General features: G+C 35.1%; 12 protein-coding genes. 4 read left to right on the top strand and 8 right to left on the bottom strand.

The window, feature by feature from the left end:
• The first annotated feature begins 324 nt into the window (after positions 1-324).
• Positions 325-1677, top strand: coding sequence for a PTS cellobiose transporter subunit IIC (gene celB / locus ATN92_RS00985; protein WP_056951092.1), 1353 nt, complete (start codon positions 325-327; stop codon positions 1675-1677).
• A gap of 338 nt (positions 1678-2015) precedes the next feature.
• Here celB and ATN92_RS00980 read toward each other — a convergent pair whose 3' ends face one another.
• A complete protein-coding gene (locus ATN92_RS00980; protein ID WP_082604479.1) occupies positions 2016-3248 on the bottom strand; it encodes a DUF389 domain-containing protein in 1233 nt (410 codons plus the stop codon).
• 112 nt (positions 3249-3360) lie between these two features.
• On the opposite strand from ATN92_RS00980, the gene ATN92_RS00975 reads away from it, so the two are divergent.
• Together ATN92_RS00975 and ATN92_RS00970 are read left to right on the top strand one after the other, a co-directional pair.
• Positions 3361-3696, top strand: a complete 336-nt coding sequence (locus ATN92_RS00975) for a PadR family transcriptional regulator (RefSeq protein WP_056951088.1) — start codon at positions 3361-3363, stop codon at positions 3694-3696.
• Complete coding sequence (locus tag ATN92_RS00970) at positions 3689-4522, top strand: DUF1129 domain-containing protein (RefSeq protein WP_056951086.1); 834 nt, start codon at positions 3689-3691, stop codon at positions 4520-4522. Before ATN92_RS00975 ends, ATN92_RS00970 begins: the two co-directional genes overlap by 8 nt.
• Before the next feature lie 43 nt (positions 4523-4565).
• Here ATN92_RS00970 and ATN92_RS00965 read toward each other — a convergent pair whose 3' ends face one another.
• The 7 genes from ATN92_RS00965 to ATN92_RS00935 all read right to left on the bottom strand — a co-directional run bounded on the left by ATN92_RS00965 (position 4566) and on the right by ATN92_RS00935 (position 11717).
• Positions 4566-6476, bottom strand: a complete 1911-nt coding sequence (locus ATN92_RS00965; RefSeq protein WP_056951084.1) for a BglG family transcription antiterminator — start codon at positions 6474-6476, stop codon at positions 4566-4568.
• 30 nt (positions 6477-6506) lie between these two features.
• Positions 6507-7961 carry a glycoside hydrolase family 1 protein gene (locus ATN92_RS00960; RefSeq protein ID WP_056951082.1) on the bottom strand — a complete coding sequence of 485 codons (1455 nt, stop codon included), beginning with the start codon at positions 7959-7961 and terminating at the stop codon, positions 6507-6509.
• 11 nt (positions 7962-7972) lie between these two features.
• Positions 7973-8311, bottom strand: a complete 339-nt coding sequence (locus tag ATN92_RS00955) for a PTS sugar transporter subunit IIA (RefSeq protein WP_056951081.1) — start codon at positions 8309-8311, stop codon at positions 7973-7975.
• A 26-nt stretch (positions 8312-8337) separates the two neighbouring features.
• The gene (locus ATN92_RS00950) at positions 8338-9573 is read right to left on the bottom strand and encodes a PTS sugar transporter subunit IIC (protein WP_056951079.1); all 1236 of its coding nucleotides are present in this window, start codon (positions 9571-9573) and stop codon (positions 8338-8340) included.
• A gap of 33 nt (positions 9574-9606) precedes the next feature.
• Positions 9607-9915, bottom strand: a complete 309-nt coding sequence (locus ATN92_RS00945; protein ID WP_054643007.1) for a PTS sugar transporter subunit IIB — start codon at positions 9913-9915, stop codon at positions 9607-9609.
• 173 nt (positions 9916-10088) lie between these two features.
• Positions 10089-11063 (bottom strand): SIR2 family NAD-dependent protein deacylase, encoded by a 975-nt coding sequence (locus tag ATN92_RS00940; RefSeq protein ID WP_056951077.1) that lies wholly within the window; start codon positions 11061-11063, stop codon positions 10089-10091.
• Positions 11064-11717: a hypothetical protein gene (locus ATN92_RS00935; RefSeq protein WP_234032510.1), complete on the bottom strand. Its 654-nt coding sequence runs from the start codon at positions 11715-11717 to the stop codon at positions 11064-11066.
• Between the two features lie 186 nt (positions 11718-11903).
• On the opposite strand from ATN92_RS00935, the gene ATN92_RS00930 reads away from it, so the two are divergent.
• Positions 11904-12494, top strand: a complete 591-nt coding sequence (locus tag ATN92_RS00930; RefSeq protein ID WP_056951073.1) for a TetR/AcrR family transcriptional regulator — start codon at positions 11904-11906, stop codon at positions 12492-12494.
• The last annotated feature ends 20 nt before the right edge of the window (positions 12495-12514 follow it).

Below are 12514 nucleotides of genomic sequence, written 5' to 3'. Positions count from 1 at the left end.
GTCACCTAGCGCTTTTTTTGTACCCTCATTAGCTAAAAAATAATCACCATTCTAGTTATAAATATTATCAACAAATGGAATAATTCAAATATACATTCGTAAAACTTCTATACTGTCAAAACGGTATGGAAGTTTTTTTTCATATAAAATTTCAATCTCTAGAGGTATACCAATCTCAATTAGAAAGAGATTCGAATGAGTCTTGACATCTTGATACAATTGGAGTATGAGGACTTTTTTGTTGAATTTATTTCAAAAACCGGTTTACATTTGAAACCGTTTGCACTAGTATAATGAATGTAACTTTTTGAAGGAGGGATTTTTATGTCAAGTGAGAGTACAGGTTCTTTTAAGGACCGAATGATTAACCTTGCTGGTAAATTTGCGGCTACTAGGTTTGTTAGAGCCATCATGGATGCCGGTTACAGTGTTATTCCATTCACCATTATTGGTTCTATTTTCCTTATTTTGAATGTTCTACCCCAAGCCTTTCCAATTCCTGGATTTGCAGCTGTATATGCAAACAGTTTGGGCCGTTTTTCGAACTTATTCCAAGCTGGCTATAATGCCACAATGGGTATTTTGGCTTTGATCTTCGCGGGTCAATTCACATTCTCTTATACAAAAATTTATGAAAAAGAAGAGAATTTGAATCTAGTTCCACTAAATGCTTTATTCATGTTTTTAATGGCATTCTTTATTACCGTTCCCCAATTAATTTGGAAAAACGGTGTTATTCAATTTCAACAATCTCTAAAACCAGATAACATTATCGGTGGTGGCTACGCCGTATCTACTGGTGGTATCACAAGAATTGCTGCTGTAGGTATTTTTACAGGTTTAGTTGTTGGTTGGATCACAGTTCAAGTTTATCGTTTCACTGTTAAACACAACTGGCAAATCAAGATGCCAGAATCAGTTCCAGCTGGTGTTTCTAACTCATTCAGTTCATTGATTCCTGGTGCCTGTGTTGCTATCGTTGTCAGTGTTCTTAACTTAGCTCTAGTTCTTGCCGGAACAGATATTTTCAAGGTATTATACATTCCATTTTCATTTATCAGTGACATTACAAATACATGGTGGGGATTCTTGATTATCATCTTCCTTATCCACTTCCTATGGTGGTTCGGTATTCACGGTGCTACAATCATGAGTTCATTCTACACACCAATTATTTTGGCTAACATGGCTGCTAACGCTAAAGGTGCCGACAATTTCTTTGCCGGTGATCCATTGAACGCCTTTGTTATCATCGGTGGTTCTGGTGCTACTTTAGGTGTTGCCATTTGGTTAGCATTCTTCTCTAGATCAGCTCAACTAAAGGAAATTGGTAAAGTTGAACTTGTTCCAGCTATCTTCAATATCAATGAACCTTTACTATTCGGTTTACCTATCGTTTATAACGTTGATCTATTTATCCCATTCTTGGGTGCTCCATTAGTTTCAGGACTTGTCAGTTACTTCGCATTCACATCAAAACTAGTTCCTAAGATCATTACACAACAACCATGGCCTACACCAGTTGGTTTGAGTGGATTTATCGGTACTGCTAGTTGGAGAGGTGCTGTCCTTTCAATCGTCTGTGCCCTTGTTGCATTCCTAGTTTGGTTCCCATTTATCAAACGTTACGACAACAGACTACTAAAACAAGAACAAGAAGCAGAAGCAGCTGCATAGAGAGCGTAGCAGGGGTGGTCAGCCTCTGAGGATTTGCCTAAGTATTGAAATTGCACGTGTACTTTACGGGCGATTCCAATACTGTAGCAAACCACAGGAGGTTACCCCTGCGCAGCTCGTTTCAATTAGAGAGTGGGACAGGCCCGTTTAGATTCTGAGCATTTGCAGGACTTTGCGAATTGACTGCGTAGCAGGCAGTTTGTGAAATCAGGCAAAGCACAGGAATCTGGCCTGTGGAGCTCGTTTCCACTATTCAGTAAAGTACAATGTTTATCTTGTCTTGCAATTAAAAAGACTTTCGATGAAATCATCGAAAGCCTTTTTTAGTACCTAAATTTCTAATCTAAAGTAAAGTGAACCGTCGCTTCAATCCCCAACTTATCGGCTAAGTTCTCTGCATACTTCTTAACTTCATCCTGTTTTGATTCACTATCTTTATTCAATTTAATCAGAATAATTGATTCTTTAATCTTTGTTTTACTTGCCAATTGTCCGACATAAACTTTTGAAATATCATCTGGATACTTCTTGGTTAATTGTTGCTTCAGTTTCAACAAGTTCTTATCACTGTTATCAGTTGTTGTACTCTGCGTACTGTCATTCTTTTCTTGATCAACATACTTTTTAAAGGCATTCACACTTAAGTAATTCCCTTTAGATAGCTGTTGAAATTGTAATTTATAACTCCCTAACTGATAGTCGCCCAACTTATCATCCAAGCTATTTATCTCGGCGTGACTCAAATGGCTGCCAATAACGACTAATTTAATTTTTCCATTAGCGATTTGCTTATTCACAACATACAATCCTGGCAATTCATTATCGACAAAACTGGTCAATTGGGTCTCATTGTAAGTTTGTTTGACCAAAGTTGAAGCTGAAATCAAACTGGGAATAGTAATGATAATCGCTGCCGCAATGATTAAGATTTGATTCTTCAGAGGTATACCAGTTGCCCGTTTGGTTCTAAGATTGAAAATTAACGTACAAATCATCGTTGCCAAAGCAATGAAAAAGGTATTGATCAAAAATAGATATCCGGCACTCAAAACTATGGACCATTTGAATTGACTCAATCCATATCCCACTGTTGATAGTGGTGGAATCAAAGCTGTCGCAATCGCTACTCCAGGTAAAATATTTCCCGGATCTTTCTTGGCGGAACCAATAATACCAGCGACACCTCCGAAGAAAGCCACTAGAACATCCCAAATAGCTGGTTGTGTCCGAGCAATAATTTGGTCACTGGCATCTTTAATTGGTGACAGTGAAAAATAAATTGTGGCCGCCAACAGTGCAACTACCAACTCAATAAGGTAGAGTGTCGCTGCTTTTCGTATTAATTTCGTATCACGAATACCGAAGCCGTAACCCATTCCGATGATTGGGTCCATAATTGGTGAAATCAACATAGCACCAATGACTACAGCTGTCGAATTCATATTCAAACCCACACAAGCTATGATCGTGGCACAAAATAAAACTGCAAAGTTAAGCCAACTGAGTCCTAGCCCTTGCCGTACATGTTGATCAATAATATCTGATTTTAAAAGTTCCTCATTATCCATCATTTCTTCCCCACTTCACAATTTTCAGGTCTATTTTACCAAAGATTCCACTATTATGCTTTACATATTAGTTATCACCGAGTAGTATGTATTACATATTAGTGAGGTCATAAGCATGAACAATTCTCAATTACTTAAAGGCATTCTAGAAGGTTGCGTTTTATTCGTCATTTCTGACGGTGAAATTTACGGATACGAGTTAGTCCAAAAATTAAATAAATTAGGTTTTACCGATTTAATCGGTGGCACTGTTTATCCACTACTTCAAAAGTTAGAAAAACGTGGCGACTTAAGTAGTCAACGCAAGCCTTCTTCAGAGGGTCCTTCACGGAAATATTATTCTCTAACTACACAAGGTAGAAAACAGATGACCGAATTTGCCGACCAATGGCAGTCACTAGAGTTAGTAGTTAACCAAATCATTTCAAGAAAAGGTGAACAAGATGACTAAATCTGACGAAGTACAGGAACTGATTTCTAGTAACAATGATTTACGTAAAAAACTCAATCCTGCTAACGAAAAGTATTACAGCAATCTACTAATTTACGTTCGTACCGCGGGTTTATTCTATGACGACTACGAAGTTGAAAGTAAGTTGTTAGAGATTCTTCAAGATATTATCGACGCTCAAAACGATGGATCTACCGCTGAAGACTACTTCGGACAGGCTCCCACTGACACTGCCAACCAACTGACCGCTAGTTTCACCAAAACTAGTCTCCGTGAACGTCTGAAATTTTTCGGAGGCCTTTTTGGTATTACAGCGATTTGGACGTTAGTCATTCAGATGAATGGTCAAGAACAACAATTGAATCTTGTGCCTTTTGTCTTAAACGGAATTTTCATGATGGTTCTCATCTTTGCAGCCTTCTGGCTCATTCATCAAACTATTTACTCCAAGATTTTCGAACACAAGGCTATCAGTTTTGCGAGTGCTTGGATAGTCAGTCTTCTAACTGTTGTAATTTTTACCGCTATTCAATTTACTAAACCGGCTATGTTCAACATTCCTATTACGAATAATCTAATTATTATTATGAACAGTCTTATTCTCATCGGTTCGATTGTTGCCCTATTTTTGATTAAAGCCAAGTGGCGTCCAGTTATGATTGCTGCTGAACCGATGATTTGGGTTATTGCACTGTCGAATATTTTTAAAGTTTATGCACCTACAAGTATGAGCAAAACCATCCTGGTTATAACTGCTATTTTGAGCGTGATCAGTATTATTTGGTTCTTTAGTTATTTCCAGTGGAATAATCGTAAACATCAATGATTACATAAAAAAACTAGACGTTTTTAAGCGTCTAGTTTTTTTATTACAGTAACGCAGTTAATTGTTTTATAAACTCATCATACGTTTTTGATTTAACCAGCAAAGCAATATTCTTAGGATCAACGGCAATCTGTGACAAATCATCAAAGATATTTCGATATGCTTGTTTATTACTTTCATTTATTGCCAACAAAAACATTAAATTAACGTGATTATTATCCTTGTCCCAATTTATTCCCTTAGGATCAATTACCACATATCCTTGAGTTTTCAAAGCAACCATCTGTAAAGAATGAGGTATCGCCACTCTTCCAAAAGCGGTGCTAGACATTTTTTCTCTAGCTTCCAATCTATTCCTAAAATCGGTTGTTACAACACTCTTCTGTTCTAACTCATCGCAGACCATTTTAAATAAAGCATCTCGATTAGTTTCACTATTAATTATTTTGAAATTTTCTTTTGGGAAAAATTTTTCTAAATTATTAGTAAAATTTATTTTCTCCTGTTTATGTTTCAAACCAGTTATCAATTGGTTAACTTCCTTATAGTCAATCTGCGTTAAAAACTGTGAAATATTGGCATGTCTAATTCCAGATAATGAATATTCCGAATTAACTTGTATAACAAAGTCTATTTTTCTTGGATAATCGACTTCATCTATCATATCCGGATTATGAATCACTCTACCAATCACAATATCTTGACTAAAAAGCCGTTCAAGTCTACTCATGAATTCATCATTATCACTTTGATAATCAGGCATTAACACCACTACGTACAACTTATGCAAGTCATTGATATATTCAGATACAGCATTTCCAATATGCATTGCTATATAAGCAATTTCATCATCTTCCAAAGTAATATCTTCAATTTCTTCCATTCGATTGGAAATAAGCACTGCACATTCATAAATTATTGGCGACGACTTTCTTATCTTAGCTGTCATCGGATTCCGTTCTACATACCCGTGTGATGAACGTTCCAATAATCTTTGGATATGAATCGCAAATTGTTCCCTAAAGTTCAGTACCCTCAAATCAATATTGAGCATTGAATTAACGTATTTTATAAGATTATCTACTAAAACTATTGTGCTGTGTTTAACGTTGTCTTCCAAATCCCTATGTTTTCTGGTTATAGAGAACTGAATAATTAAAATTAAACTCTGTCTTTCAGATTCAGAAAAATGAATATGTTCTGCATTTTCTACAAAATCGATTAATTTATTACCAAAACTTTGTTCCTGATTATTTTCTCTATTATCATTTTGAATAACAGTTTTTTCGTCGTTATCCTTTTCTGAATTTTGGGATTGATAACCATTTTTGATCCGATGAGTAGCTATCGCAATATGCAACAGAATATTATTGAAATCAAAAGTGTTCAAATAAATATTCTCTATCATTGTTAATTTTTTTATAGCTTCTGAAATTTGGATTACATTTATATCAGGAAAACTATCTTGAATAGTATCATTGCCGATAAATGTCTGCTTAGACTCTCTGTATAAAATGTCACTGATCAGCTTTCGCTTATCCATTTCACTACCTAACAGTGACCAGTTATCGCCATTTTGTCTTAATTCCAAATCAAACGGTTTTACATAAAGCTGTATCTCCCTTAATAATTTCAATATTGTCGACTCACTTAAATAGAATTGATCAGCAAGATCATAAAGATTTAAATTTTCCTGTTGGGTAAATTCATTAATTAAAACTCTCTTTATACTTTCATAATCTGAATTTCTTTTAGTAGTACTATTTACCTTTTTTTGGTTAGCTTTATAACCTTCACTACTTACAAAAATAGCTGCAGTATCGATTAAATCCTTTGCGTAGCGTTTAATACTACGTTGAGATACACCAATTACTACAGCTAGTTCACTAGAAGTATGCCATCCAGGGTTATTTTGTAAATAGTCCCATAGTTCTTTCTTATGGTCTTTACGCAAATAACTCATCTCCGTATACGTCTTTTTTATTTATATTTCTTTACCATTGGATGAAATAACATCCCTGTACCAATAATAACTATCCTTTAATAATCGTTTACCACTTCCATTGCCTTCATCATCCTTGTCTACATAGATGAATCCGTATCTCTTAGACATTTGTTGTGATGAACAACTTACGATATCGATTGGGCCCCAAGCACAGTATGCAATTACTTTGGCTCCATCATGAATTGCTCTACCAACTTGCTCAATATGTGCACTTATATATTCTGAACGGTAAGGATCATGAATCTTTCCATCTTCAACCTTGTCATACATTCCAATACCATTTTCAGCGATGATAATAGGTTTCTGATATCTGTCCCAATATTGACTTAACGTATTATACAAACCTTGAGGATCAACAGCCCATCCCCATGGACTTTCCTTTAAATAAGGATTTTTAGTAGTATCTGATGGACGATATTCATTCTTAGTCGAATCAACAACTTTGGAGTAATAATATGAAATAGCTAAGAAATCCATATGGTTATTAGCTAACAATTCCATATCGTCATCTTTGATATCTAATTTATCTCCACGTTCAGCAAAATAATTTTTAGCATATTCAGGATAATAACCACGGAATTGAACATCAGTGAAGAAGTACTGTAAACGATTTTGACGCATTGTTAAAATCACATCGTCTGGTTTACAACTAGCAGGATAAGCTGTTCCATCAGCAACCATCGTCCCAATATGAATATCTGGATTATTTAATGATTTAGCATATTGTTTAATCCATGCAGCTGCGACCATTTGATTATGAACAGCTTGATAAAGTGCCTCTTCTTCGTTTTCATACTGATCTGAACAAACACCGACTGACAAGAATGGTTCGATTTGAACCATATTAATCTGATTGACAACAATCCAATATTTGACCTTTTTACCAAACCAATCCAATAAGGTCTTACCAAACTTTTCGAACATAGGAATTACTTTTCTATTAGGCCAACCACCATATTCAATAGTTATGTTAATTGGAGTTTCATAGTGATTCATAGTAATAATCGGTTCTATTCCATAACTCAGCATACAATCGATCATTTTGTCATAGTGTTCTAGTGCTGACTTATTAGGTTCTGCCTCATCACCATTTGGAAAAATTCTTGACCAATCTAATGATGTTCTAAATGTTTTGAATCCCATATCGGCTAACAATTTAATATCTTCTGGATAAGTATGATAAAAATCAATTCCAAAACGCTTTGGGAAATAATCAGTTGTATCTTTAACATTTTCCTTCACTTGTGCCAGAGTCATACCTTCTGTTTCAAGTTCTTGAATTTTATCATTAGATAATCCCTTCAAATATGGTTGAACATCTGACGAATTCAATCCTTTGCCATCTTCTTTATAGGCACCATCAGCCTGACTAGCAGCTTGAGCACCACCCCATAGGAAATTATCTGGAAAATATGGATATTTATTGTCTTTCATAATTTATCTCCTCATTTAGACTTTTGGTCACGTTTTTCAAATACGGTAATTAGATGCTTTGCCAAATTATATTCACTCATAATAGTCATTAAAGTATCTTGAGCGTGTGTGAATAGAACTGAATATTGAACCTTATCCCCTTCAGCTTCTTCTTGAAGTTTTTTAGTTTGTAAACGGTGTGCCACAACTAATTTGGCATCCGCCTTTTTTATATTTTCTTTTGCTTCTTCATAATTAAAATCGCCAACGTCATCCAATGCTTCGGCAATAAATGCTCGAGCATCACCGGCGTTGATAATAATGTCCATTGTGTCTTTGACTGACTTATTATCAAATTCTTCTTCTGACATGTGTCTCTTCTCCTAAACCTTTTAAATTAATTTTTTGCCTCTTCTTTAACTACTTGGCCATCATAAACTTTGAAGAATGGGAACCAAATGACCCAAGCTACAACAAAGATAACTGCCATTAAAATAATTGCTCCAACAGAAGGACTAACAATCCATGTTGAAATTGGGAATGGAATGTACCACATTTGCATTAAAGCCTTTGGAATAGCAGCCAATCCCATCTTTAAACCTAACCATGTAATAATTGGAATTACAATACCGTTAATCCATAGCGGAATCATCAAGTATGGATTCCAAACGACAGTACCGAAAACAAGTGGTTCATTAATATTGAATAGTGATGGAACAATACATGCTTTTCCTAAAGCCTTTAAACGTTGAGACTTTGCCATTAACAGCATCATCAAAGCCAATGGCATCGTACATCCAACACCACCGATCCATGCCCAACCACTGTAGATAACTTCACTAGTAAAGACATGTGTTGCGGGATTTCCAGCAGCTACTGCAGCTACATTGGCGGCAATACCGCCCAACATTAAAGGTTGGGTAATTGGTGATAGAACCCAACCTGAAATACCCATTGAGTAAATAAAACAATCTAGGAACAAAATAAATGTGAATCCATAAATCGTATCGGCACCTGTTGCTAATGGTGCAAATATTGATTGAATTGCGTTATACATATTGAAATGAGCTATATCAACTAATAACCATCCAATGATAATGATGATTCCAATCGGTAACATTGAATCAAACCATGATGTTACAAAATCAGGAATTACTGTATCTTCACTAAAGAAGGAAAATGTTCCGAATCCCTCCATAATCAAACTGACAAAAATAGCTACAATGATAGCAACAAACATACCACCAGCACCAAATTCACTAAAACTAAATGAAGCAGTAGCTCCAGAATTAGTAAATTTAGGATTAATCAACATTAAGAACAAAGCTACTGATGTTAATCCGGCAATAATTCTTTGTTTCTTTAGTTTTTTGAATTCCATATAATTAAACGGAACTAGAAATGCTACAAAAATAGACAATAATCCAAAGGTAAAATTACTTACTGGTGAAAAATCAGGCCACCATTTCCAAAAATTACCCGGAATATTTAATAGACTGACTACTGAACCAACTAAAATGAAAGGCAATACTTCAAGTACGGAATTCTTTAATGTTACGATCCATTGATTATTCCCAACAACTTGAGCTTTAGGCGCAAATTTATTATTGAGAAAATCCATAAATTTATTCATCTTGGCACACTCCCCAATTTACTTTTTCCGTTACTAATCTCCTAATTCTTCTTTTAAATGTGCAATAGCACCTTTACCGTCAAGAATTGAATAATAGTCGGAGTGCATTAAAACTACTGTCACATTTTCGGGAACGCGTGCTTTGATAGCATCGAATTCAGCTTTTAAATGTGGTCCAACCATTAAGGCATCAATGTCATCCATGTAATCACCTAATTCTGATTCACTACGAGCCTTAATTTTGTAATCAAGTCCTTCTTTCTTAGCAGCTTTTCTCATATTAGCTGCCATAAACCCTGATGATGCTCCTGAACCACAAATTAATAGAATACTTTTACTCATAATACTTACCTCCGTAATATTTTTTAATTTATATGCTTTGTTATCCGTTTCTCTTTACGGTTATATAGTAAGTTATTCCTGAATACGGTTACATTTAGTTTTGTCACCCTCCTAGTGACAAAACTTTCTAGACAAAAAAAGCCGAGGATAACCTCGACTCTTTTACTAACTATTTATTTTCCCAATACAGTTCTAACATCTGCTAGAGCTTGAGAAATATCTCCTTTAATAGCTTGACCCTTATCTTCAATTTCCTCTGGCAAAAATTGATGATCACGGTTGATCATGACATCATATGAACCTTCAAGGCTTCCTGTTAGGGCCCAGAACGGTTCTTGAATAAACATTGGTGTCATACGACCAACTCCTAATTCGATCATGAGAAGATGATTGTCATGTAGATGTGTCAAAACATCATCTGAAACCTTTTTATATTCCTGATGATATCTAGTACCTTCCAAGAAGTTTCCATAACCTCTGACCCAAGGAAAAGCTTCCGCTCCGCAATTGGGACAACGAGGTATTAGTTCTGTTGGCACTTTAGTGTCATCCCCCATAGCTTGGACCATTTCCTCAACTGGTTTGACCGCATCCCACACTTCATCACTACATTGTGCAGAACACTGAAAGAAACGATGATCCCCTTGAATCTGAGCAACTTTGTCCTCTGGAAAAGCTTTTATTGCTTGAGTATCTTGATTCGTGGTCAAAATAAAGTAGTCTTTATCTTGCAAAATAGCTTGCAAATCTTTATATGGTTTTCTTATTTCCGCATGTTGCGTCGTATGAAGAAAAGTTGCCAAATAGCCCCAATACTCTTCACGGCTTGGCCAACGATATTGCATTCCAGAGAAGGCCCCTTTTATACCATATTTCTCGGCAAATTTTCCGAAATATTTTCTAAAAGATTCGTTATCTTCATAATAGAAGTCACCACCACCTGCAGCGGATAATCCTGAAGCTCCACCTACCAAAATATGATCCGCTTCATTAATTTTTTCGGCTAAAATATTGATCTGTTCCTCATATGGCAAAGGTGCTCTACTAGTCAATTTAACCGGCGTTTTGCCACTGGCGTATACATTAAAAAATTGTGAATAGTTGGTTTGTGTCTTCATTACTAATTGTTCATAAAAAGATAAGCTCATTTAATTTTCCTCCAATAATTCTTTAAAAGTAGTATCAATATTTCCTGGCAAGGCTACAGATTGATGCTCAATTTTAGGATCAATATAAATTTCTTGCGGCATATTCAAAGTTAGATAATTCCAAGCTGGATGATCTGCCACCATATCCATTAATGGAGCCTTAATCATTTTATTTTTAGAACCTATACCTAACTCCAGTTGTAAAATTTTCTTATTTTTATTCTTTTGAGCAAACTCAACGAACCTATTTCGTTGTTCATTCCAAGCTTCAGAATTCATATTCAATCCATCAAAGTTACCTTCAATTTCCCAAATGTTTTCATCGGAAAAACCGTTTAATTGAAAATGTTTATCGGCGTTTGATGTCAGAATGAAATAATCTTTTGGTTTAAGTATTTTATTGAGACTTTGAAATGTTTCTGTCGGCTTATAATCCTCAATTAAATATTGATGAACTTTTCTCATGAATTCTTGATGATCTGGCGCCGGCAATTGTGCAAAAACACCTTGAATCAAACTGCTAATGCCGTAAACAATCTTGAAATGATTAAAGTAATTTTCAAAATTTTCGTCATCAGCGAATATGTTGTATCCTTCTGAAATAGACAGGCCATTGCTTGCACTAACAAGAATCGCATCACTTTCATCAATCAATTTGCGAGCTTGTTCTATCTGTTTTTCTATTTTATCTCCTTTAACAAATTAATTAACATAATGTATAATTATGTACATACTGTATTGAATATATTTAAAATACATGAAAACAAATTCAAATTTAAGCACACATTTCGAATTTAATTCATGTTGTAAACAGTTTTTAAATTGTGTTAAGGAGTTTATATGCAAAAAAATCGTAAGCCAGACCGTCGAACTATTTATACTATTAATATTATTAAGGATTCTTTTTTAGAATTGATTAAACACGAGCCATACAATCAACTCAATGTGGCCAAATTATGTCGTGAAGCGGAAATCACCCGTTCTACTTTCTACTTACACTTCGATAATCTGACTGACGTTTTAAATTCTGTTTTGGACGACGCCTTATTATTCAAGGATGAAACGAATCCTAGTGATAACATTGACCCTTCTAATCTCAGCATTGACTTATTACGAGAAAATGAATCAATGTTACCGGCTTGTCAAAGAATAGCTGATTCTTCTAAATATCGTAAACTCTTAATGGATTCAAATCTTAGTGACTATATTATTGGTCGTATCGTTGCCCACGAAAAATCACGCATGGTGCCATCTATTCAAAAAAGAACTGGTCTTAGTGAATCAGATGCTGAACTACTATTTATCTATTCAATTCACGGATCATTTGCCATTAATAAACGACACCACTTTGTAAAAAACGATTCTTGGTACCATGAACTCCAACTGTTAAATAAATTTACTGGTGCTGGTTATAATTCTTTAAAAAATTAATAGTACAAAAAAAGCCGAGG

This window comes from Companilactobacillus bobalius (assembly GCF_009764355.1).
The sequence above is the reverse complement of the archived record's forward strand: the minus strand, read 5'-3'. Positions and strand labels throughout refer to the sequence as shown.

Coding starts and splice junctions, on each gene's coding strand:
- ATN92_RS00940 (WP_056951077.1), bottom strand. CDS start 11,063: ATGAGCTTATCTTTTTATGAACAATTAGTAATGAAGACACAAACCAAC.
- ATN92_RS00980 (WP_082604479.1), bottom strand. CDS start 3,248: ATGATGGATAATGAGGAACTTTTAAAATCAGATATTATTGATCAACAT.
- ATN92_RS00975 (WP_056951088.1), top strand. CDS start 3,361: ATGAACAATTCTCAATTACTTAAAGGCATTCTAGAAGGTTGCGTTTTA.
- ATN92_RS00960 (WP_056951082.1), bottom strand. CDS start 7,961: ATGAAAGACAATAAATATCCATATTTTCCAGATAATTTCCTATGGGGT.
- celB (WP_056951092.1), top strand. CDS start 325: ATGTCAAGTGAGAGTACAGGTTCTTTTAAGGACCGAATGATTAACCTT.
- ATN92_RS00930 (WP_056951073.1), top strand. CDS start 11,904: ATGCAAAAAAATCGTAAGCCAGACCGTCGAACTATTTATACTATTAAT.
- ATN92_RS00950 (WP_056951079.1), bottom strand. CDS start 9,573: ATGAATAAATTTATGGATTTTCTCAATAATAAATTTGCGCCTAAAGCT.
- ATN92_RS00945 (WP_054643007.1), bottom strand. CDS start 9,915: ATGAGTAAAAGTATTCTATTAATTTGTGGTTCAGGAGCATCATCAGGG.
- ATN92_RS00970 (WP_056951086.1), top strand. CDS start 3,689: ATGACTAAATCTGACGAAGTACAGGAACTGATTTCTAGTAACAATGAT.
- ATN92_RS00955 (WP_056951081.1), bottom strand. CDS start 8,311: ATGTCAGAAGAAGAATTTGATAATAAGTCAGTCAAAGACACAATGGAC.